A 21,627-nucleotide genomic window follows, 5' to 3' on the forward strand; every position below is an offset into this window, starting at 1 on the left:
CGAGTCCGTCCACGCACGCAGCCCCCAGCAGGGCGACCCGGACCTCCCGTCGCGGTACCGCCACCGGTACGTGATCCTGACGGTCTGCTGCCTCAGCCTCTTCATCGTCTCGTTGGACGCCACCGTCGTGAACGTGGCGCTGCCGTCGATCGGCCGTGAGCTCCACAGCACGATCTCCGGGCTCCAGTGGACGATCGACGCCTACACGCTGGTCCTCGCGAGTCTGCTCATGCTGTCGGGGTCCACCGCGGACCGCATCGGCCGACGCAGGACGTTCCAGGTCGGGCTCGTCCTGTTCACCGTCGGCTCGCTCCTCTGTTCGTTGGCGCCGAGCGTCGGCTGGCTGGTCGTGTTCCGGATGGTCCAGGCCGTCGGCGGCTCGATGATGAACCCGGTCGCGATGTCCATCATCACGGCGACATTCGACGACGCCAAGGAGCGTGCTCGCGCGGTCGGCGTCTGGGGGGCGGTGGTCGGCGTCTCGATGGGGGTCGGTCCGCTCGTCGGTGGAGCCCTGACGGACACGATCGGTTGGCGGGCGATCTTCTGGATCAACGTGCCGATCGGCATCGTGGCCGTCGTGCTGACGTTCGCGTTCGTCCCCGAGTCCCGCGCGGCTCGCCCCCGGCGCTTCGACGCCCCGGGTCAGGCACTCGTGGTCGTGTTGCTCGCGGCGCTCGTCGGCGGACTCATCGAGGGTCCACGGCTCGGGTGGGGCTCGGTCGCGGCGATCGCCCTGTTCGCCGCCGCAGCGCTCGCGCTCGTCCTCATCGTCGTGGTGGAACGGCGGCGCCGGGAGCCGCTCGTCGACGTCCGGTTCTTCCGGAGCATCCCGTTCTCGACGGCCGTGCTCACGGCGGTCGGTGCCTTCGGCGCGAACGGTGCGTTCCTGTTCCTCAACGCGCTGTACCTCCAGGAGGTCCGGCACATGTCACCGTTCGAGGCCGGGCTCTGGACGCTCCCCGCCGCGGTGGCGACCATGGTCGTGTCGCCGTTCTCCGGTCGCCTCGTCGCCTCGGTCGGCACCCGGATCCCGCTCGTGCTCGCGGGTGTCGGCATCGGTTCGGGCGCGGCGGTCCTCACGACGATCGGCGCGGACACGCCGATGTGGATGCTCGTCGTCGCCTTCGCGCTGTTCGGGTTCGGCTTCGGGATGGTGAACGCGCCGATCACGAACACGGCGGTGTCCGGCATGCCCCGTGCCCAGGCGGGATCGGCTGCGGGGGTCGCGTCGACGAGTCGCCAGACCGGGGTCTCCCTCGGCGTGGCGCTCGCCGGGACGGTCACGGGAGCGAGCGGAGCGGCGGCGGTCCACGCGAGTTTCGCGGTCGCGACGCACGCCATGTGGTGGATCGTCGTCGGCATCGCCGTGGGCGTCGTCGTGATCGGCTTCGTGTCGACGACGGCGCGCGCCCGGCGTTCGGTGGAGGCGATCGGTCACCTGCTCGAGGAGCCGTCCGCGGCCTGATCCGAGCCGGCGCTCCGCTCGGCGCTGCCGACGCGGCCGGTGCTGCCGTCGGTACCGCCGCCGGTGCCGCCGTCGGTACCGCCCACGACCGCTCGGGCGAGGGCGCGTGTGGCGCGGTTCAGAGCGGCGCCGGCAGCGGTGGCGAGACCGACTCGCAGCGGCTCGACCGGGTCCGCGAGTTCGAGCACGACGGCGTCCCCGGCGGTGCCGGGGTCGGGGACGACCGCGACGCCGAGCCCGGTCGCCGCGAACCGGACGACCGACGGCAGGTCGTTCATCTCGGCCACGATGCGGCGCCGGATGCCCCGGTCGCGGAGCGCCGCGTCGAGGATGATGCGGTTCCCGAACCCGCGCGCGGTGTCGACGAACGGCTCGTCCGCGAGTTCGGCGAGGGACACGACAGCGTGGTCCGCGAGTCGATGCCGCGGTGCGACGTACACCCGGAACGGCAGGGCGCGGAGCGGAGTCACCGCGATCCCCGGCGGGTCCTGCGGCAGTGCGGTGAAGGCCAGGTCGAGCCGGCCGGCCCGGAGGTCCTCCGCCAGGCCGGTGGTCCCCGCCGCGGAGGCGCTGAGGTGCACGTCGACGAGCGGGTGCCGCGCGTGGAAGGTCGTGATGATCCGCGGCAGGTCGACGATGTCCATGTTCGCGAAGATCCCGACGCGCACGCGGCCGCGGAGCTGCGCGTCGGCGGTGACGGCGCCGTCCCGGAGGCGCTCGACCGCGCCGAGCGCCGCCCGGGCGTCCGGCAGGAGCGCCTCGCCGAGGGGGCTCAGGGTCAGACGGCGACCGACCCGGTCGAACAAGGCCCCGCCGAGCTCGCGCTCGAGGCTCTGCAGACCGGCGGACACGGTCGATTGCGCAGCGAAGAGCCGGGCGGCGGCGCGGGTGACGTTGCCCTCGTCGGCGACGGCGACGAACTGTTCGAGCAGGCGGGTCTCCATGCGTCCATCATCGTCCACGTCGATGGCCGTCAGCGGTCCTGTCCGTTGGACACGATCGGTGCAGTCCTGCACGCTCGGACCATGACCACCACCGCTCCCCGGACCGCATCCGTGCCGCTGCCCGATCCCGTCGCTGGTGCCGGACGCCCGGAGCGGCCCGCCCGACCGACCCCGAGCCGTCAGCGCCACGCGGCCGGGTTCTGGATCGTCGCGGGGAGCTTCCTCAGCGTCATGGCGTTCGCCGCCGTCCCCGCACCGCTGTACGCGCTGTACCAGGCACGCGACGGCTTCCCGACCTTCACCGTGACACTCGTGTTCGCGGCGTACGCCGTGGGGGTCATGATCGCGCTCTGGCTCGCCGGGCACCTCAGCGACGTCCACGGACGCCGACGGCTCATCCTCGTGTCGGTCGCGCTCGAGCTCGTCGCCGCCGTGCTGTTCCTCGTCTGGAACGACGTCCCGGGCCTCCTCGTCGCGCGGTTCATCAGCGGACTCGGTGTCGGCACCCTGACGGCCTCGGCCACGGCCCACCTCGGTGAACTCCGGGTCCGAGCGCGCCGGGACGGGGGCGCGGGCGGGAACGCGAGCGTCGTCGCCGGAGCGGTCAACCTCGGCGGCATCGGAGGCGGTGCCCTCGTCGGCGGTGTGCTGGCGGAGTTCGTCCGGCACCCCCTCGTCGTGCCGTACGCCGTGTTCGTCGTGGTCCTCGCGGTCGCCTTCGTCGCCATGCTCGTCGTCCCGGAGACCATCGACACGGGGCGGGTACGCCCGGCCTACCGACCCCAGCCGATCACCCCGCCGTTCGGGGCGGCGGGACCCTTCTGGGCGGCGGGTGCCGGGGCGTTCAGCACCTTCGCCGTGCTCGGCCTGTTCACGTCGATCGCGCCGACGTTCCTCGCGACCACCTTCCACGTCACGGACCGGCTCGCCGCCGGTGCGACGAGCTTCGGGGTCTTCGCGGGCGCTGCGGTCGCGCAGATCGCCCTCGCCCGCCTCGCGATGCGTGCGCAGGTCCGCTGGGGCATGCTGCTCGTCACCGTCGGACTCGCCGGGGTCGCGGTCGGCGCGCTCGTCCTCGTCGTCGCGGTGTTCGTCGTGGGCAGCGTGCTCGCCGGTGCCGGCGTCGGACTGCTCTTCCGGGCCTCCATCGCCGGTGCGGGCAGTCTGGTCGGGCCGGAGCGGCGCGGCGGTGTCCTGGCGGCGACGTTCCTCATCGGCTACGCGGGGATGGTCGTCCCGGTGGTCCTCGCCGGCGCGGTGCTGCTCGTGGTCGCGCCGCTGCCCGTGCTCCTCGGGTTCGTGGTCGTCGTCATCGCACTCGCGCTCTGGGCCGGCAGCCGTCTCGCAGCCCGGGCCTGAGCCGCGCCGCCGGGGTCAGGCGTGGACGTCGTGCTCGTGCCGCTGGTGTGACGCGGGCTCGAGCTGGAAGGTCGAGTGCTCGACCGGCACGGCGAAGTGCTCGGCGACGCACTGCTGCAGCTCGTCGAGGATCGTCGGGGCGTGCGCGGAGGTGAAGCAGTGGTCGTCGATCACGACGTGCGCGGTGAGGGTCGGCACCCCGGTGGCGACGAGTGACGCGTGCAGGTCGTGCACGGCGCGCACGTGGTCGAGCCGGAGGATGTGACGACGTACGGCGTCGAGGTCGAGCCCGGGCGGGGTGGCCTCGAGCAGGACGTCGGTGGTCTCGCGGAGCAGCCGGAGTGCGCGCGGCAGGATGAGCGCACCGATGAGGATCGCGGCGACGGAGTCCGCGCGCTCCCAGCCGGTCAGTGCGACGACGATCGCCGCGGCGACGACCGCGAGGGACCCCAGCGAGTCGTTCAGCACCTCGAGCCGCGCCGCCCGCGCGGTGAACGTCCCGCCTCCGGACCGCGCGAGCACCGCCAGCGCGACCGCGTTGCCGACCACGCCGAGGACACCGAACACCAGGAGCGGCACCGCGGGGACGGGGACCGGCGTGACCAGGCGCTGCACGGCCGTCACGAGGACGACGATCCCGACCCCGAGCAGGACCGCGGCCTGCGCGACGGCGCCGAGGACCTCGGCGCGTTGGAAGCCCCAGGTCCGTCTGGCCGTCGGTGAGCGCTGCGCGAGCCGCACCGCGACGAGCCCGATCGCCAGACCGCCCGTGTCGACGACCATGTGTCCGGCGTCGACGAGGAGCGCCAGGGAGCCGGTCACGACGGCGCCGACGACCTCGGCGACGAGGATCGCGGCGGACACGCAGAACGCCACGGTCAACGCCCGAGCGCTGGCCGACCGCGCGCCGTGCTCGTGGTGGTGGCCCATGCCGCCATCGTAGGCATCCGCACCGACCGGGCACCGGGGACGTGACAGGATCCGACCGTGACCCCGAGCGCACGATCGCCCTACGAGGCGAGCACCCGTCCCGGCGCCCTCGACGCGCTGCACCCCCGCTTGCGCGGCTACTTCGGCGCGATCCCCGCGGGGCACGTCGGACGGGGCACCGGCGTCTTCGACGTCGTCGGGACGCCACGACGCTGGATGTGGCCGCTGCTCGCCTGGTTCGCCCGCGACGCGGTCATGGCGCCGGTGTGGGAACGCGACGTGCCGTTCACGGTCGAGAACCGGCCGGCCGTCGACCGGGAGGGACGCATCGCCGTCCTCGCTCGCCGGACGTTCCACTTCCGGTCCGGGCCCTGGGTGATGCAGGACGCGATCACGGCGGACGCCGATGGGCTCGCCGACCACCTGGGGCGCAGCGGCCGGCTCGTGGCCGCGCTCGACGTCGCGGTCGCCGACGGCGCGCTCCGCCTGGTCTCGACCCGCGTGTCGTTCCGGGTGCTGGGACGGATGCTGCGCCTCCCGGCCGCCGTGGCACCGCGGGTGGTCCTGACCGAGCGGTACGACCCGGGCATCGACCGCCAACGCGTGTCGCTGACGCTGTCGGCGCCGCTCGTCGGCACGCTGTACCGGTACGAGGGGTCGTTCGTCCACGGTGTCGTGCCCGACGACGCGGACGCCCCCGGGGGAACCGGCGGACCGGGGAGGCGTCCATGAGCGACAGCGGGAGCGAGCACGGTGCTGCCGTCGGCGGCGGCGGCGGCAGCGGCAGCGGTGGTGGCGACGCGGTGCGGCCACGCGTCGTGGTGGCCGGCGCGTCCGGGTTCATCGGCCGGTACCTCCTCGACGCGTTCCGCGCCGAGGGCGCCGACGTCACGACCGTGGGACGGACCGGCGACGCGGTGTGGGGCGACACCCGCCGGATCACCGAGCTCGTCGACGGCGCCGACCTGGTCGTCAACCTCGCGGGCAAGAGCGTGGACTGCCGGTACGGCGCCCGCAACCGTGCCGAGATCCTCCGCTCGCGGGTCGAGACCACGCGCGAGCTCCGGGACGCCATCCGCGCGGCGCGACGGCCGCCGCGGGTCTGGTGCAACGCGTCGACCGCGACCATCTACCGGCACGCGGAGGACCGCCCGCAGACCGAGTCCGACGGCGAGATCGGCACCGGGTTCTCCGTGTCGGTCGCCCGGGCATGGGAGGCGGCGTTCTTCGACGGGGACCTGCCGGGCACCCGTCGGGTCGCGCTCCGCATCGCCATCGTGCTCGGCGACGGCAGCGCCCTCGTGCCGCTCATCCGGTTGGCGCGGCTCGGACTCGGCGGTCCGCACCTGGACGGACCGTGGTTCGCGACGCGTCGCCGTCGCGCCGCCGGGACGTTCCACGAGGACCGGCACACGCACGGGAGGCAGCGCTTCAGCTGGGTGCACATCGCCGACGTGCTCGGTGCCATCCGGTTCGTGCGCGACCATCCGGAGATCGACGGGGTCGTCAACGTCTGCGCCCCCCACCCCACGGACGACCGCACCATGATGCGGACCCTCCGCGAGATCGTCGGGCGGCGCTTCGGGCTCCCGCTCCCGCGCTGGATGCTCGAACTCGGGTCGATCGCGATCCGGACGGAGACGGAGCTCGTGCTGAAGAGCCGGTGGGTCGTCCCCGCGCGCCTGGAGGGAGCGGGCTACCGCTTCGTGCACCCGGAACTCCGCGGAGCGCTCGCGAGCGCCGTGGCGGAGCACCGGCAGCGCGGTCGTCAGGAGTCGAGGAACCCGACGAGCTCGTCGGCGAGGCCGGTGTAGGTCGCCGGGGTCAACGCGGCGAGCCGCGCCTTCGCTCCGTCGGAGATGTCGAGTCCGTTCACGAACGCGACGAGGTCCTCGCGGCCGACGCGGCGGCCCCGGGTGAGCTCCTTGAGCAGCGCGTACGGGTCCTCGATCTCGGAGCGGCCCGCGGTCACCTCGGCGCGGATGACGGTCTGGATCGCCTCGGCGAGGACCTCCCAGTTGCCGTCGAGGTCGGCGGCGAGGCGGCCCTCGGCCACGGCGATCTCACCGAGCCCGCGGCGCAGGTTGTCGAGGGCGAGCAGGGAGTGCGCGAAGGCGACCCCGATGTTCCGCTGCGTCGTCGAGTCGGTGAGGTCGCGCTGCATGCGGCTCGTCACCAGTGTCTCGGACAGCGTCGAGAACACCGCCGTCGAGAGCTCGAGGTTCGCCTCGGCGTTCTCGAAGCGGATCGGGTTGATCTTGTGCGGCATCGTCGACGACCCGGTGGCACCGGCGACCGGGATCTGCGTGAAGTACCCCATCGAGATGTAGGTCCAGACGTCCGTCGCCAGGTTGTGCAGGATGCGGTTCGCGTGCCGGACCCGGTCGTACAGCTCGGCCTGCCAGTCGTGCGACTCGATCTGCGTGGTGAGCGGGTTCCACACGAGCCCGAGCGACTCGACGAACGCCCGGGAGAGTGCCGGCCAGTCGGCCTCGGGATCGGCGGCCAGGTGCGCCGAGAACGTGCCGGTCGCGCCGGAGAACTTGCCGAGGTACTCGGTGTCCTCGACCTGCGCGAGCACCCGCTCGAGGCGGTGGACGACGACGGCGAGCTCCTTGCCGAGCGTCGTCGGCGTCGCCGGCTGTCCGTGCGTGTGGGCGAGCATGGGGACCGCGCGGAGCTCGACCGCCCGGGTGCGGAGCGCGTCGGTGACGGCTCGGGCGGCGGGCAGCCAGACGTCCTGCACGGTGTCGCGGATGGTGAGCGCGTAGGCGAGGTTGTTGACGTCCTCGCTCGTGCAGGCGAAGTGCGTCAGCTCGGCGATGGCGTCGAGCCCGAGTTCGGACAGCCGGGCGCGGACGAAGTACTCGACGGCCTTGACGTCGTGTCGGGTGGTGGCCTCGAGCCCGGCGAGCTCGTCGATCGCCGCCTGCCCGAAGTCGTCCGCGACGGCGCGGAGCGCTGCTCGGTCGTCGATCGACAGCGGCGACGTCGCGAACATCGCGTGGTCCGTCAGGAACACGAGCCACTCGACCTCGATCCGGACGCGGGCCCGGTTGAGACCCGCCTCGGAGAGGTGTTCCCCCACCGTGTGCACGACCGGGAAGTACCGCCCGTCGAGCGGGCTGATCGGCTGCGGGGGAAGGGGTGTCATGGGGCTCCCTGACGGACTGCCGGTTCGATCTGGTGGAAGAGGGCCCGCGACGCGCGTTCGATGGTCGCGAGGACCCGGTCGAACTCGTGCCGATCCGCGTAGTACGGGTCGGGCACGTCGGCGTGCTGCGGCCAGGCCTCGTCGTACCGCAGCATGAGCGTCACCTTCGCGGCGTCGTCCATCGTGGGGGCCCACGATCGCAGGATGCGCTCGTGGGAGCGGTCGAGTGCGACCACCAGGTCGAACTCCGGGAACCGGTCCGGGTCGAACTGACGGGCGCGATGCCTGGACCCATCGTATCCGCGTGCCGCGAGGGCGGCGATCGTCCGCTCGTCGGCCGGTTCGCCCACGTGCCAGTCGCCCGTGCCGGCGGACGAGACGGCGAAGCGGTCGGCGACCCCGGCCTCCTCGACGATGCGGCGGAAGACGACCTCGGCCATCGGGGACCGGCAGATGTTGCCGCTGCAGACGAAGGAGATGCGGAACGGCGACGAGGTCGGGACGTCGGCGGCCGAGGGCATCTGCACATCATGGCGCACCGTCGGCCACGACGCGAGGGCACCCCCGTCCACCGGACGGTCCGTCGTCGGTCGTGCTCGACCCGCGAGCGGTGTCGAGATACCCTCAGGGCGGGAGGGTCTTGCCCTTCACCTCTGGGTACCGGGTGAAGTGGAACGACCCGGTGTTGTTCCGGAATGTCACCCGTGGGCGAGATAACGGCGATGTACGAAGTTTCGCCGTCGCGTCCGCCTGATCACGCACCTAGCCTCCTCGTACCCAGTCAGGGGTACGTGATGTGGTCATCGGAGCGAACGCGTATGGAAGAGATGCTGACCTCGGTCGGGACGGAACAGGCGGCGGACGTCGCTCGGGCGCGAGGCGGAGGTGGTCGGACACCGCGGCCGGGCTACCCGCGACCGCGCCGGTTCCAGCTGCGTCGGCCGCGGTGGCTCGAGGCGCTCGACGACGCCGCTCGCGCGCAGATCGTGTGCGTCCGTGGTCCGGCCGGGACCGGGAAGACCACCGTGGTGGCCGACTGGGTCGACCGCGAGGTCACCGAGGGTGGACGACGCGTCGCGTGGCACGGTGCCCGCGAGACCGACACGCGGTGCGGGTTGTGGCGGAGCGTGGTCGCCCAGCTCCGACGGGAAGCGGACGGACCGCAGCCCGAGCACCCCGACCGCGATGACGCGCCGGACGAGGAGGTCGTGGCGGCGTTGCTCGCCCGACTCGACGGCGACGAGGTCATCGTGCTCGACGAGTTCGACCGGCTCCGCGACGCCGGGATCGCGGCGGCGGTGGAGGACGACGTCGCCTGGCTGCTCGAACGCACCCGCTGCACGGTCGTGGTCGTGTCGCGGCGCAGCACGGCGTTCGAGGGGAGTGCCGTCGCGGCCCGGTTCGACGTCGAGGTCCTCGACACGTCCGGCCTGCTCTTCACCCAGCAGGAGACCGCGGCGGTCCTGACGCTCCGCGGTGTCGCGTTCGACAGCCCCGCCATCGCGATGGTGCACGAGCGGCTGTCCGGCTGGCCGACCGCGGTGCAACGGCTGACGAACCAGCTCGCGCTCGAACCGCACCGGGTGTGGCACCGCGACGAGCTCGAGCCCGTCGTCCGCCGCATCGCCGTCGAGATCGTCGACGAGTTGACGTCGGGGCTGCGGGGGACGGCGTCGTGGCCGGCGATCGTCACCGGCGCGGTCCTCCCGTTCATGAACAAGGACATGCTCGTCCGCGACGAGGGCGACGCGGCGCAGGTCGCGCAGCTCCTCGACGTGGCGGAACGAGCCGGGCTCGGCGCGTGGACCCGCGTGCGCGGCCGCTCCCGCTTCACGCTCACCCCCGTCGTCAAGCGCGTCCTCACGGAGCAGCTGGCCCTGCAGGAGGACCGTTCCATGCCCGACATCGCGGCCGCCGGAGCGCGTCTGCTCGAGGGGGAGGGCGAGATCCGGGAGGCCGTGGGCCTCGCCGCCGCCGCGCAGGACTGGCCGTACCTGGCCGCGCTGACGCGACAGCACTACGCCGTGCTGTGCCGCGACCACCACGCCGAACTCGTGGCGATCCTCGCCGTCGTGCCGCGTGACCACATGGAGACGGACCCCTGGCTCCTCCACCTGCAGGCGGCCATGCACTTCGCCGACGACGGCGGGCGGACGGCGGTGCCGGCCGCGGCCTTCGCCCGGGCCGACGCCGCCGCGCGCGAGCGGTTGAAGTCCGACGTCGGAGCGGAGAGCGTCCGCGACTCGGTCCTCCGCGTCGCGTCCCTCCGCCGCGCCGGGAGCTTCGGACGGGCCCTCGCAGTCGCCCGGTCCCTGCCGGACCTGCTCACGGCGATGCGCACCACGCCGGCCGCGGGCGTGCGCCTGAGCGCGGACGGCCACATGCAGGTCGGCATCACGCACCTGCACGACGGCAGCCACGAGGAGGCCTTGCAGCACTTCGCGCCGCTCGCCCGCTCGAACGAGGACCCGCACCTGCGCATCCAGGCGATGGGCTACTCCGCCTACCTGCACGTCCTGCGCGGGGACGTCCGGCGTGGTCGGGAACTCGTGACCCTCGCGATGCGCGACGGCAGCTGGTTCCCGTGGCGGCACAGCGTGTGGGCGGTCCCCGTCCACGTCGCCGCCGCCCTCGCCGCACTCGAGACCTGGGACCTCCCGACGGTCGACCGGCACATGCGGGTGCTCGACACCCTGCCGTACGACCTCGAGGACTGGCCGCTCGTCGTGCACCTCCGCGCCTTCCGACTGTTGCTCCAGGGCGACGGCCTCGGAGGGTTCGGGGTGATCCGCGACGCCGAGGGCCACTACGGCCGTGACGCCCTGAGCAACCACCACCAGGGCCTCATGCACGTCCTCAAGTCCGACCTGCTGCTGCTCGCGCGGCAGGCGAAGGCCGCGCTCGCCGGCCTCCGCCCGTTCCTCGACGGGCGCGAGAGCGTCGCCGGCGCCCAGGCGCGCGCGCTGCTCCTCGCGGGCAACGCGCCACATGCCCGTCTCTTCGCCGACCGGCTCATGTGGCGGAGCAACCCGAGCCCCCGGACCCGGACCGAGCTCCACGTCGTCCGCGCGGTCGCGTCCTGCCGGCTCGGCGACCTCGACGCCGCGCGGACGTCGCTCGACGAGGCGGCGACGGTGAGCAGCGCGCGGGGCCTGTCCACCCCGTGGTGGCTCGTCCCACGCGACGAACTCGAGGGGTTGTTCGACCAGGTGGCCCCGCACCTCCGGCCGGTGCTCGCGGACGCCCCGTCGGTGTACTCGAGCGACCTCACGGTGCCACGGCTGACCCGCCGCGAGGGGGTCGTGCTCACGCGGCTCCGGGCCCAGGGCTCGATCGAGGACATCGCCACCGACCTGGGGGTGTCGCCGAACACCGTGAAGACGCAGGTGCGGAGCATCTACCGCAAGCTCGGCGTCGGCTCCCGTGCGGAGGCCGTGCGGGTCGCGTACGAGTGGCACCTCATGGGAGCGCCGGAGGGGCAACGGGCCGACGTCTAGGGCCGGGCCACCCTCCCCGCACCAGTGACCGCGCGTCGGCCGCGGAACGGCGGCGGGCCCGCGGAACGGCGACGGGCCCGCGGAACGGCGACGGGCCCGCCGACCGGAGTCGACGGGCCCGTCCACGGGGAAGCCGTGTCAGCCGCGGTAGTTCGGCGCCTCGACGACCATCTGGACGTCGTGCGGGTGCGACTCCTTGAGCCCCGCGGCGGTGATCCGGACGAACTTGCCGCGGGCCTTGAGCTCGGGCACCGTGCGACCGCCGACGTAGAACATGGACTGCCGGAGGCCGCCCACGAGCTGGTAGACCACGTTGCCGAGGGCGCCGCGGTAGGGCACCTGGCCCTCGATCCCCTCGGGGATGAGCTTGTCGTCCGAGGGGACGTCCGCCTGGAAGTAGCGGTCCTTCGAGTACGAGGTCTTCTTGCCGCGGGTCTGCAGCGCGCCGAGCGACCCCATGCCGCGGTACGTCTTGAACTGCTTGCCGCCCACGAACACGAGGTCCCCGGGGGACTCGTCGCAGCCGGCGAGCAGCGAACCGAGCATGACCGTGTCGGCACCCGCGACGAGCGCCTTGGCGATGTCGCCCGAGTACTGCAGGCCGCCGTCCGCGATCACCGGCACTCCGGCCTCGCGCGCGGCCAGTGAGGCCTCGTACACGGCCGTGACCTGGGGCACCCCCACGCCCGCGACGACGCGCGTCGTGCAGATGGAGCCCGGACCGACGCCGACCTTGACCGCGTCGACACCGGCGTCGATGAGCGCCTGCGCGCCCGCGCGGGTCGCGACGTTGCCGCCGATCACGTCGACGCCCGCGAACGCCGGGTCCGCCTTGAGCCGGCGCACCATGTCGAGGACGCCCTCGCTCTCGCCGTTCGCGGTGTCGACGACGAGCACGTCGACGCCCGCCTCGAGCAGGGCCGTCGCCCGTTGCCAGGCATCGCCGAAGAAGCCGATCGCGGCACCGACGCGCAGGCGGCCCTCGGCGTCCTTCGTGGCGTCCGGGTACTTCTCGCTCTTGTCGAAGTCCTTGACCGTGATGAGCCCGCGGAGCCGGCCGGACGCGTCGACGAGCGGGAGCTTCTCGATCTTGTGCTGGGCGAAGATCGCGACCGCCGCCTCGGGGTCGATGCCCTCGGGCGCGGTGATGAGGGGCGCCTTGGTCATGACGTCGCGGACGAGTGTCGTGCTCTGCTCGAACGGCGCGACGAAGCGCATGTCGCGGTTGGTGATGATGCCGACGAGCGTGCCGTCGGACTCCACGACCGGGAGCCCCGAGACGCGGAACTGCCCGCAGAGTGCGTCGACCTCGGCGACGGTGGCGTCGGGCCGCGTGGTCACGGGGTTCGTGATCATGCCCGACTCGCTCCGCTTGACCTTGTCGACGGCAGCCGCCTGGTCGGCGATCGACAGGTTGCGGTGCAGGATGCCGATCCCGCCCTGGCGGGCCATCGCGATCGCCATGCGCTCCTCGGTCACGGTGTCCATGGCCGCCGACAGGAGCGGCACCGCCACCTCGATGCGCTTGGTGAGGCGCGAGCGGGTCGACGCCTCGCTCGGGATGACGTCGGTGTGCCCGGGGAGCAGCATGACGTCGTCGTAGGTGAGTCCGATGAATCCGAACGGATCCGGCTGGTCCATGGGTCCCTCTCGTCGTTCCGGGCTGGCTGCAGGTGCTCCGGCCACGACGTCGGGTACCGGATGGGACATGGTAACGCGGGCGCGTGGGCCCGCCATTCCCGCAGCCGGGCGCCGTCCGACCGGGTGGGAGGCAGGACCTGAGCGGTCCGCCCGGGTTCGGCTGAGCGGACGCTGGGTCACCACTCGCGCTCCTGTGCATCATCACGGTTCCGTGACGAAGCACGCAGGGAACCTGATGGAAACACAGGTGACACAAACGCTCCGTACTGTCGGCGCAACCGCACGGACCGCCCGATCGGACGGAGGTCGTGCCGGAACCGTCGACGTCCGACGGTCCGAGAGGGAGGCTCAGTGGGTTCCACGACGTCGACGGGCACGGCGCCGCACACGCCCCGTCCCCGCACCCGGGTGGGCCGGCACCGCCCGGTCGTCCTGCTCCTCGCCGCACTGCTGTCGCTCGCCGCGGTCGTGGGCCTCCAGTGGGCGTCCGCGCCGCGCGCGGTCGCGGCCACGGCGGCGACCTGCACGGTGAGCGACGCGAACGGCTGCATCCAGGGCACGATCCTCGACTCGGACCGCGAGCCGGTCCGGGGAGCGGAGGTCCGGGTCACGGGACCCGGTGGGTTCGCCGAGACCTCCATGACGGAGGACGACGGTCGCTGGTCCGTCCGCATCACGACGTCGGGCCGGTACCGGGTCTCCCTCGACCAGACGACCCTGCCCCAGGGGCAGTACCTGGCCGACGCGCAGCAGGACGCGCGCCCCGTGCAGGCCACGGTCGGGTCGAACGCCGGCACGATCTTCCAGCTGACCACCGTCAAGGGCGCGACGAGCGCGAGCCTCGACGACGGTTCGGGCGTCACCTGGGGTCGGACCTGGCAGCAGCTCGCATCCGGCATCCGCCTCGGGCTGCTCATCGCGCTCGCGTCGGTCGGCCTCTCGCTCATCTACGGCACCACCGGGCTCTCGAGCTTCTCGCACGGCGAGCAGGTCACGCTCGGCGGGCTCCTCGCCTACCTGTTCGCGAACGTCCTGGGGTTCGACATCTGGCTCGCGGGGATCATCGTGGTCGTGCTCTGCGCGGCGACCGGGTACCTGCAGGACGCCGTGATCTGGCGCCCCCTCCGACGGCGGCGGATCAGCCTGACGCAGCTCATGATCGTGACGATCGGACTGTCGATCGCGCTCCAGTACGCGTTCCAGTACTTCTTCGGGGCGGCGACGGTGCGGATCCAGCAGGGCAACCCGCGCACGGTCGACTTCGCCGGCGTGACGCTGACCGTGCAGTCGTACGTCGCGATGGGCATCGCGGTGCTCGTGCTGGTCGGGACCGGCCTGTTCCTCGTCCGGACCCGCCTCGGCCGGGCCACCCGCGCGGTGTCCGACAACCCCGCACTCGCGGCGGCGTCCGGCATCGACGTGGACCGGGTGATCCGCTTCGTGTGGACCCTCGCCGCGGGCCTCGCCGGCCTCTCGGGCGTCATGCTCGGGCTCGTCCTCAACGGGGTGAACTGGCAGACCGGGCTGCAGCTGCTGCTCCTCATGTTCGCGGCGGTCACGCTCGGCGGCCTCGGCACGGCGTACGGCGCGCTCGTCGGCTCGATGGTGATCGGCATCGTCGTGGAACTCACGAACCTCGTGCTGCCCGGCGACTTCAAGTACGCCACCGCGCTCGTCATCCTCATCCTCGTGCTGCTGCTCCGGCCGCAGGGCATCTTCGGACGCGCCGAACGGATCGGTTAGGGAACGGACCATGGACTACCTCGTCAGCCTGCTCACGTCGCTCTCGGCCGAGGCGATCGCGCCCACCACGGCGGCGTTCGCCATCGCCGCGATCGGCCTCAACATCCACTTCGGGCTCACCGGACTGGTCAACATGGGACAGGCCGCGTTCCTGTTGCTCGGCGCGTACGGGTACGCGATCGCGGTCATCCACGGCGTGCCCGTGGGACTGGCGATCGTCATCGCACTGCTCACGGCGATCGTGTTCGCGGTCGTCCTCGGCATCCCGACGCTCCGGTTGCGGGGGGACTACCTCGCGATCGTCACGATCTCGGGCGCCGAGATCATCCGGATGGTGGGGCGTTCCAGCCTCCTGACGACGGTCACGGGCGGGTCGAACGGCCTCACCGGGTCGAGCTACCGCGACTCGTTCAACGCGCTGTCGTTCCTGCCCGAGGGCAGCACGCGGATCCTCTGGTTCGACTTCACGAACAACGGCGTCAACGGCTGGTGGATCCGCATCGTCGGTTGGGGCCTCGTCGCCCTGTTGTCCCTGATGCTGTTCGCGCTCACGCGGAGTCCGTGGGGGCGCGTCCTCAAGGCGATCCGCGAGGACGAGGACGCCGTCCGCTCCCTCGGCAAGAACGTGTACTCGTACAAGATGCAGGCGCTCGTGCTCGGCGGGGTGATCGGTGCGCTCGCCGGCATCGTGTACGTCCTGCCGTCGTCCGTCCAGCCGGACGCGATGGGCCGCTCGATGACCTTCTTCATCTGGACCGCACTCATCCTCGGCGGGGCGGCGACGGTCTTCGGCCCCGTGCTCGGCTCGGTCCTGTTCTTCGTCGTCCGGCTCGCCATCCGCACGCTCGCGAGCGACGTCATCCCGAACTCGATCATGAACACGCAGCAGGCCGAGCAGTTCTCGTACGTCCTCGTCGGGGTCGCGCTCATGCTGCTCATCGTGTTCCGCCCGCAGGGACTCCTCGGGAACAAGAAGGAGCTGACGTTCAGTGTCTGACCCCACGACCGCGGCCGTCGCCCTCCGGGACGTCCCGCACGCGCCCGGTTCCGCCAAGCCCGACCCCGTGCTCCGCGTCGATCGCATCACGCGGCGGTTCGGTGGGATGACGGCGGTGGACGTCGACCACCTCGAGGTGCAGCGCGGCGCGATCACGGCCCTCATCGGACCGAACGGCGCTGGCAAGACCACCTTCTTCAACCTGCTCACGGGCTTCGACAAGCCGAGCTCCGCGCCGCGCGCCCTCGCCCGGCGGCGCCCGGAGGACGCGGCGTGGGAGTTCGACGGACGTCCGCTCGGCTCGGTCGGCGCAGCCGCGGTGGCCCGCGCCGGCATGGTGCGGACGTTCCAGCTCACGAAGGCGCTGTCCCGGCTCACGGTGCTGCAGAACATGCTGCTCGGCGCCACGGACCAGCCCGGTGAGCGGTTCTTCACAGCCCTCGTCAAGCCGCTGTGGGCCAAGCGGGAGGCCGAGATCACCGAGAAGGCGCGCGAGCTGCTCGCCCGCTTCTCGCTCCTCGACAAGCAGGACGACTACGCCGGGTCGTTGTCCGGTGGGCAGCGGAAGCTGCTCGAGATGGCGCGGGCGCTCATGTCCGATCCGACGATGATCATGCTCGACGAGCCGATGGCGGGTGTGAACCCCGCGCTCACCCAGAGTCTGCTCGGGCACATCCAGGGCCTCCGCGACGACGGCATGACCGTCCTGTTCGTCGAGCACGACATGCACATGGTCCGGCACATCTCGGACTGGGTCGTCGTGATGGCCGAGGGGCGCGTGGTCGCCGAGGGGCCCGCGGCCAGCGTGATGGAGGACCAGGCCGTGATCGACGCCTACCTCGGCGCGCACCACGACACGGACCTCGGTGACGACGCGCTCCTCAGCGACGAGACGCTCGACGAGCTCGAGCAGGAGGTCGCGGCCGAGGACGCCGCCCACGACCAGGACCACCCGGCGCCGCCGACGGCGAGCGACCACATCGGAGGAACCACGCGATGACCGCCACCATCGGGGAGCCCGTGCTGCGGGCCGAGAACGTCGTGGCCGGCTACCTGCCGGGCGTCGACATCCTGAACGGCTGCGACCTCGTGTGCGCGCCGGGGGAGCTCATCGGCATCATCGGCCCGAACGGCGCCGGCAAGTCGACGCTCCTCAAGGCGCTGTTCGGGCTCGTGACGGTCCGGAGCGGCAGCGTGACCCTCGAGGGCGAGGACATCACGAACCACCGGGCCGACAAGCTCGTGCGGGCCGGGATCGGGTTCGTCCCGCAGACGAACAACGTGTTCCCGTCACTGTCGATCCAGGAGAACCTGCAGATGGGGATGTACCTGCGGCCACGGAAGTTCGCCGAACGGCTCGAGGTCGTCTACGACCTGTTCCCCGTCCTCGGCCAGCGACGGGGTCAACGGGCCGGATCGCTGTCCGGCGGCGAGCGACAGTCGGTGGCCATGGCCCGCGCCCTCATGATGGACCCGAAGGTGCTCCTGCTCGACGAACCGAGCGCCGGGCTGTCGCCGGTGCGGCAGGACGAGACGTTCATCCGCACCCGACGGATCAACAAGGCGGGCGTCTCGATCGTCATGGTCGAGCAGAACGCCCGCCGCTGCCTGCAGATCTGCGACCGGGCGTACGTCCTCGACCAGGGACGCAACGCCTACTCGGGCACCGGCCGTGCGCTCGCGGACGACCCGAAGGTGATCGAGCTGTACCTCGGTACCCTCGCGAAGGACGTCGACGCCGCCGGGTAGGCCGCGCCGACCGCGGGTGCCGCCGTGGGGGCGGCATCCGCCGGGAGGGCCGGACGAGGTCGCGCGAGCGCCGTGCGGTCCTCCCGCCCCCCGCACCACGCCCGGGAGGCCCGGACCGCGCCCGCCCCGCTGCTAGCGTCGGGTCCGTGCCCACGTCCGGCCGCCGCCCCGCTCCCGAACACCGCCCCGTCCTCGACGGCGTGGTGTGGGTCGTGTTCGCCCTGCTCTTCGTCGGCGCGGCCCTCGTGCTCAAGGTGTTCGCGGTGCTCGTCGTCGTGCTCCTCGTCCTCGCCGTCGGACTCGGGCTGACGCTCCGGCTGCTCCGCCGCTCGCGTCGGTGACGCGCGCGGCGGCCGGTGCCGTGCCTCCCGGCCGTGCCCGACGCGTCGCTCGCGGACCGGTGCGCACCGTCCGGCCGGCCCGTTCCCGGGTCGGCCCGGCCCGCTAGTCTGACCCGGTGACTGAAGTCGAGATCGGTGCCGGCAAGCGCGGACGACGGGCGTACGCCTTCGACGACATCGCGGTGGTGCCCTCGCGGCGCACGCGCGACCCGCGCGACGTGTCCGTGCAGTGGTCGATCGACGCCTTCACCTTCGACGCGCCGATCATCGCAGCGCCCATGGACTCGGTGGTCTCGCCCGCGACCGCGGTGCACATGGGCCGCCTCGGCATGCTCGGTGTCCTCGACCTCGAGGGCCTCTGGACCCGGTACGAGGACCCGGAGCCGTACCTCGCCGAGATCCGCGAGCTCGCCGACGGCGACGTCACGGCCCGCATGCAGCAGATCTACGCCGAGCCGATCAAGCCCGAGCTCGTGACCGCCCGCCTCGCCGAGATCCGCGCCGCGGGCGTGCCGGTCGCCGGAGCGCTGAGCCCGCAGCGCACGCAGGAGCTGTACCAGACCGTCGTCGACGCCGGTGTCGACCTCTTCGTGATCCGGGGCACCACCGTGTCGGCGGAGCACGTGTCCCAGAACCAGGAGCCGCTGAACCTCAAGGAGTTCATCTACGAGCTCGACGTGCCCGTGATCGTGGGCGGCGCGTCGACGTACACGGCCGCGTTGCACCTCATGCGGACGGGCGCCGCGGGGGTCCTCGTCGGCTTCGGCGGCGGTGCGGCATCGACGACACGCGCGGCGCTCGGCATCCACGCGCCCATGGCCACCGCGGTGGCGGACGTCGCCGGTGCCCGGCGCGACTACCTCGACGAGTCCGGCGGCCGCTACGTGCACGTCATCGCCGACGGTGGGCTCGACACCTCGGGCGACATCGTCAAGGCGATCGCGGTCGGTGCCGACGCCGTCATGCTCGGCACGGCGCTCGCGCGTGCCACGGACGCCCCGGGCGGCGGCTACCACTGGGGCGCCGAGGCGCACCACCCCGAGCTCCCGCGCGGACGCCGGATGCACGTCGGCTCGATCGCGCCGCTCGAGGACGTCCTCGCCGGCCCGACCCCGACGAGCGAGGGCCGGGCGAACCTGGTCGGCGCACTCCGCCGGTCGATGGCCACCACCGGATACTCCGACGTCAAGGAGTTCCAGCGAGTAGAAGTGGTCGTGGCGCCGTACCACGCCTGACCCGCCCGCTCGGCGGCCGTCCGGAGCCCGGCGCCGCGGGCTGCGTCGCCGGCGTGGCCGACCACGCGGTACGGAGGCGGACATGGCCAGGACGACGGTCTCGAACTCGAACAAGATCGGTCCGGAGGAACGTGCGGCGGCCATCCAGGCCCTGAAGTCACGCGAACTCGACGTGCTCGTCATCGGGGGCGGCATCGTCGGCACGGGGAGCGCGCTCGACGCCGTCACGCGCGGGCTGAGTGTCGGCATCGTCGAGGCCCGGGACTGGGGATCGGGGACCTCCAGCCGCTCGTCGAAGCTCGTGCACGGCGGGATCCGGTACCTGGAACAGCTCAACTTCGCGCTCGTCCGCGAGGCCCTCATCGAGCGCGGCCTGCTCCTGCAGCGACTCGCCCCACACCTCGTCAAGCCCGTGAAGTTCCTCTACCCGCTCAACCACCGGGTCTGGGAGCGGTTCTACATCGGCATCGGCATGGCGATGTACGACGCGTTCAGCTGGAGTGGCGGGCGACCCCCGGGCGTCCCGCACCACCGGCACCTGTCGAAGCGCCAGGTGATGCGTGCGATCCCGAGCCTCGCGAAGGACGCCCTCGTCGGCGGGATGACCTACTACGACGCCCAGGTCGACGACGCGCGGTACGTCGCGTCCCTCGCCCGCACCGCAGCGGCGTACGGCGCCCACGCCGCCAGTCGGGTGCGGATCGAGGGCTTCGTCAAGGTCGGCGAGCGCGTCGTGGGGGCGAAGGCGCACGACATCCAGACCGGTGAGCGGTTCGACATCCGCGCGAAGCAGGTGGTCAACGCGACGGGCGTGTGGACGGACGACACCCAGGCCATGGTGGGGGAGCGGGGCCAGTTCAAGGTCCGCGCGTCGAAGGGCGTGCACCTCGTGATCCCGCGTGACCGGTTCCAGTCGACCATGGGCATGATCCTGCGCACCGAGAAGAGCGTGCTGTTCGTGATCCCGTGGGGCCGGCACTGGCTCGTGGGCACGACGGACACCGACTGGGACCTCGACAAGGCGCACCCCGCCGCGACCGCTGCGGACATCGACTACATCCTCGAGCACGTCAACCAGGTCCTCGCGGTGCCGCTGACGCGCGAGGACGTCGAGGGCGTCTACGCCGGACTCCGCCCGTTGCTCGCGGGCGAGTCCGACCAGACGTCGAAGCTGTCCCGCGAGCACATCGTCGCGCACACCGTGCCCGGGCTCGTCGTCGTCGCGGGCGGCAAGTGGACGACCTACCGCGTGATGGCGAAGGACGCGATCGACGAGGCCGTCGCCGCGCTCGACGGCCGGATCCCGGAGTCGATCACGGACGAGATCCCGCTGCTCGGTGCCGAGGGCTACCCGGCCGCGTGGAACCGGCGCGGCAGGACGGCCCGGGCCTACGGGCTGCACAAGGTCCGGCTCGAGCACCTGCTCAACCGGTACGGCACCCTCGCCGACGAGGTCCTCCGGCTCATCAGCGAGGACCCGACGCTCGCCGAGCCGCTGCCGGGGGCCGACGACTACATCGGCGCCGAGGTCGTGTACGCGGCGAGCCACGAGAGCGCCCTGCACCTCGAGGACGTCCTCGCCCGGCGGACGCGCATCTCGATCGAGGCGTGGGACCGCGGCGAGTCGGCCGCACCCGTGGCCGCGCGGCTCATGGCGGGCGTGCTGGGCTGGGACCGCGAGCGCACCGAGGAGGAAGTGGGCAACTACCTCAAACGCGTCGCGGCGGAGCGGGCGAGCCAGCTCGAGCCGGACGACGCCTCCGCCGACCGCGTGCGGCTCGAGGCGCCCGACATCGCGTTCGGCTTCGAGGAGGACGACGTCAAGGTCGGCGGCCCGGGTCGCCAGGACGGCGGCCGCGCCGAGGACGAGCAGGTGATCGGCGAGAAGACGACCGAGCCGCGCTGACGGCGGCGGACCCGACCGGACGGCGGACGGGAGGGACGGTGCGGGCGCGCCGCGCTCCTCCCGGTCCGCGGCGGCGGGAATCGCGCGAGCGCGTGCGCGGTTAACATGGGCGACAACAAAGGGAGTCATCCATGGTCGACGTTCATCGCGTCAAGCTCCCCGGCGTCGGCGTACTGCACAGCTTCTACACCGACGACGGTGGCAAGTGCGGGGTCATCACGCACCGGTCGGGGCACTCCGACCTCATCTCCTTCGCCGACGTGTCGGACGGCGCCGACCGTGCGCAGAAGGTCTCGCTCCGCCTCAGTGAGGACGAGGCCCACACGCTCGCCGAACTGCTCGGCGGCACCCGGATCACGGAGGGCCTGTCGAAGCTCGACGAGATCCCCGGGCTGTCGATCGACTGGTTCAGCGTCGACTACGAGGACGCCATCGCCGGCAAGCCGCTCGGGGACCTGGCGGCGGCGGGCATCATCGGCCTCACCGTCGTCGCGGTCGTCCGTGGCGACTCGGCGAACCCGGCGCCCTCCGGCGACTTCGTCGTGTTCCCGGGCGACACCATCGTCGTCGCGGGTTCCCCGGAGAAGGTCGCGCGCGCCTTCGCCTACTACCGCAGCGGTGTACTGGCGGCGGCGTCCGTCGAGGCCCCGCCCGGAGGATAGG

Annotated in this window: 18 protein-coding genes; 13 read left to right on the forward strand and 5 right to left on the reverse strand. The window is 72.4% G+C overall.

Annotated elements, in window-relative coordinates:
* Positions 1 to 70 precede the first annotated feature (70 nt).
* Positions 71 to 1,468 carry an MFS transporter gene (locus DEI94_RS01745; protein WP_146249505.1) on the forward strand — a complete coding sequence of 466 codons (1,398 nt, stop codon included), beginning with the start codon at positions 71 to 73 and terminating at the stop codon, positions 1,466 to 1,468.
* Here the strand turns inward: DEI94_RS01745 and DEI94_RS01750 are convergent.
* Complete coding sequence (locus DEI94_RS01750; RefSeq protein WP_111012166.1) at positions 1,438 to 2,412, reverse strand: LysR family transcriptional regulator; 975 nt, start codon at positions 2,410 to 2,412, stop codon at positions 1,438 to 1,440. The two genes, DEI94_RS01745 and DEI94_RS01750, sit on opposite strands and share 31 nt — an antisense overlap.
* An 81-nt stretch (positions 2,413 to 2,493) precedes the next feature.
* Between DEI94_RS01750 and DEI94_RS01755 the strand changes: the two genes are divergently transcribed.
* Complete coding sequence (locus DEI94_RS01755; RefSeq protein ID WP_111027004.1) at positions 2,494 to 3,771, forward strand: MFS transporter; 1,278 nt, start codon at positions 2,494 to 2,496, stop codon at positions 3,769 to 3,771.
* Between the two features lie 15 nt (positions 3,772 to 3,786).
* Here the strand turns inward: DEI94_RS01755 and DEI94_RS01760 are convergent, their stop codons facing one another.
* Positions 3,787 to 4,701, reverse strand: coding sequence for a cation diffusion facilitator family transporter (locus tag DEI94_RS01760; protein ID WP_111026986.1), 915 nt, complete (start codon positions 4,699 to 4,701; stop codon positions 3,787 to 3,789).
* Positions 4,702 to 4,758: 57 nt separating this feature from the next.
* Between DEI94_RS01760 and DEI94_RS01765 the strand changes: the two genes are divergently transcribed.
* Positions 4,759 to 5,433: a DUF4166 domain-containing protein gene (locus DEI94_RS01765; protein WP_111026985.1), complete on the forward strand. Its 675-nt coding sequence runs from the start codon at positions 4,759 to 4,761 to the stop codon at positions 5,431 to 5,433.
* A gap of 71 nt (positions 5,434 to 5,504) precedes the next feature.
* The gene (locus DEI94_RS01770; RefSeq protein WP_111027003.1) at positions 5,505 to 6,515 is read left to right on the forward strand and encodes an epimerase; all 1,011 of its coding nucleotides are present in this window, start codon (positions 5,505 to 5,507) and stop codon (positions 6,513 to 6,515) included.
* On the opposite strand, the gene purB is transcribed toward DEI94_RS01770, so the two are convergent.
* Positions 6,470 to 7,855, reverse strand: a complete 1,386-nt coding sequence (gene purB / locus DEI94_RS01775) for an adenylosuccinate lyase (protein ID WP_111026984.1) — start codon at positions 7,853 to 7,855, stop codon at positions 6,470 to 6,472. The genes DEI94_RS01770 and purB overlap by 46 nt on opposite strands.
* The gene (locus DEI94_RS01780; protein WP_111009897.1) at positions 7,852 to 8,376 is read right to left on the reverse strand and encodes a low molecular weight protein-tyrosine-phosphatase; all 525 of its coding nucleotides are present in this window, start codon (positions 8,374 to 8,376) and stop codon (positions 7,852 to 7,854) included. Before DEI94_RS01780 ends, purB begins: the two co-directional genes overlap by 4 nt.
* 297 nt (positions 8,377 to 8,673) lie before the next feature.
* Here DEI94_RS01780 and DEI94_RS01785 point away from each other — a divergent pair, with 297 nt between their 5' ends.
* Positions 8,674 to 11,352, forward strand: coding sequence for a LuxR C-terminal-related transcriptional regulator (locus DEI94_RS01785; protein WP_181441827.1), 2,679 nt, complete (start codon positions 8,674 to 8,676; stop codon positions 11,350 to 11,352).
* Positions 11,353 to 11,490: 138 nt separating this feature from the next.
* Here the strand turns inward: DEI94_RS01785 and guaB are convergent, their stop codons facing one another.
* Positions 11,491 to 12,993, reverse strand: coding sequence for an IMP dehydrogenase (gene guaB / locus DEI94_RS01790; protein WP_111009777.1), 1,503 nt, complete (start codon positions 12,991 to 12,993; stop codon positions 11,491 to 11,493).
* A gap of 432 nt (positions 12,994 to 13,425) precedes the next feature.
* Here guaB and DEI94_RS01795 point away from each other — a divergent pair, with 432 nt between their 5' ends.
* The 8 genes from DEI94_RS01795 to DEI94_RS01830 all read left to right on the forward strand — a co-directional run bounded on the left by DEI94_RS01795 (position 13,426) and on the right by DEI94_RS01830 (position 21,626).
* Entirely contained in the window at positions 13,426 to 14,736 is a 1,311-nt protein-coding gene (locus DEI94_RS01795; protein ID WP_181441830.1) for a branched-chain amino acid ABC transporter permease, read from the forward strand.
* A 10-nt stretch (positions 14,737 to 14,746) separates the two neighbouring features.
* On the forward strand, positions 14,747 to 15,733 hold the full coding sequence (locus DEI94_RS01800) for a branched-chain amino acid ABC transporter permease (protein ID WP_111009776.1): 987 nt from the start codon (positions 14,747 to 14,749) through the stop codon (positions 15,731 to 15,733).
* The gene (locus DEI94_RS01805) at positions 15,726 to 16,733 is read left to right on the forward strand and encodes an ABC transporter ATP-binding protein (protein ID WP_111009775.1); all 1,008 of its coding nucleotides are present in this window, start codon (positions 15,726 to 15,728) and stop codon (positions 16,731 to 16,733) included. Before DEI94_RS01800 ends, DEI94_RS01805 begins: the two co-directional genes overlap by 8 nt.
* Positions 16,730 to 17,482, forward strand: a complete 753-nt coding sequence (locus DEI94_RS01810) for an ABC transporter ATP-binding protein (RefSeq protein ID WP_111012171.1) — start codon at positions 16,730 to 16,732, stop codon at positions 17,480 to 17,482. Before DEI94_RS01805 ends, DEI94_RS01810 begins: the two co-directional genes overlap by 4 nt.
* Positions 17,483 to 17,628: 146 nt before the next feature.
* Positions 17,629 to 17,823: a hypothetical protein gene (locus DEI94_RS01815; RefSeq protein ID WP_111012172.1), complete on the forward strand. Its 195-nt coding sequence runs from the start codon at positions 17,629 to 17,631 to the stop codon at positions 17,821 to 17,823.
* 116 nt (positions 17,824 to 17,939) lie between these two features.
* A complete protein-coding gene (locus DEI94_RS01820; RefSeq protein WP_111009773.1) occupies positions 17,940 to 19,058 on the forward strand; it encodes a GuaB3 family IMP dehydrogenase-related protein in 1,119 nt (372 codons plus the stop codon).
* 82 nt (positions 19,059 to 19,140) lie between these two features.
* On the forward strand, positions 19,141 to 20,964 hold the full coding sequence (locus DEI94_RS01825) for a glycerol-3-phosphate dehydrogenase/oxidase (protein WP_111026982.1): 1,824 nt from the start codon (positions 19,141 to 19,143) through the stop codon (positions 20,962 to 20,964).
* A 131-nt stretch (positions 20,965 to 21,095) separates the two neighbouring features.
* Complete coding sequence (locus DEI94_RS01830) at positions 21,096 to 21,626, forward strand: cation:proton antiporter regulatory subunit (RefSeq protein ID WP_111026981.1); 531 nt, start codon at positions 21,096 to 21,098, stop codon at positions 21,624 to 21,626.
* The last annotated feature ends 1 nt before the right edge of the window (position 21,627 follow it).

It is taken from the genome of Curtobacterium sp. MCBD17_040, from assembly GCF_003234805.2.
In the GTDB taxonomy this organism is placed as follows: Bacteria; Actinomycetota; Actinomycetes; order Actinomycetales; family Microbacteriaceae; genus Curtobacterium.

Bases quoted from the DNA above. Each gene is read 5' to 3' on its own strand.
- DEI94_RS01760 (WP_111026986.1), bottom strand. From the start codon at position 4,701: ATGGGCCACCACCACGAGCACGGCGCGCGGTCGGCCAGCGCTCGGGCG.
- DEI94_RS01780 (WP_111009897.1), bottom strand. From the start codon at position 8,376: ATGCCCTCGGCCGCCGACGTCCCGACCTCGTCGCCGTTCCGCATCTCC.
- DEI94_RS01810 (WP_111012171.1), top strand. From the start codon at position 16,730: ATGACCGCCACCATCGGGGAGCCCGTGCTGCGGGCCGAGAACGTCGTG.
- purB (WP_111026984.1), bottom strand. From the start codon at position 7,855: ATGACACCCCTTCCCCCGCAGCCGATCAGCCCGCTCGACGGGCGGTAC.
- DEI94_RS01785 (WP_181441827.1), top strand. From the start codon at position 8,674: ATGGAAGAGATGCTGACCTCGGTCGGGACGGAACAGGCGGCGGACGTC.
- guaB (WP_111009777.1), bottom strand. From the start codon at position 12,993: ATGGACCAGCCGGATCCGTTCGGATTCATCGGACTCACCTACGACGAC.
- DEI94_RS01830 (WP_111026981.1), top strand. From the start codon at position 21,096: ATGGTCGACGTTCATCGCGTCAAGCTCCCCGGCGTCGGCGTACTGCAC.
- DEI94_RS01825 (WP_111026982.1), top strand. From the start codon at position 19,141: ATGGCCAGGACGACGGTCTCGAACTCGAACAAGATCGGTCCGGAGGAA.
- DEI94_RS01755 (WP_111027004.1), top strand. From the start codon at position 2,494: ATGACCACCACCGCTCCCCGGACCGCATCCGTGCCGCTGCCCGATCCC.
- DEI94_RS01800 (WP_111009776.1), top strand. From the start codon at position 14,747: ATGGACTACCTCGTCAGCCTGCTCACGTCGCTCTCGGCCGAGGCGATC.
- DEI94_RS01750 (WP_111012166.1), bottom strand. From the start codon at position 2,412: ATGGAGACCCGCCTGCTCGAACAGTTCGTCGCCGTCGCCGACGAGGGC.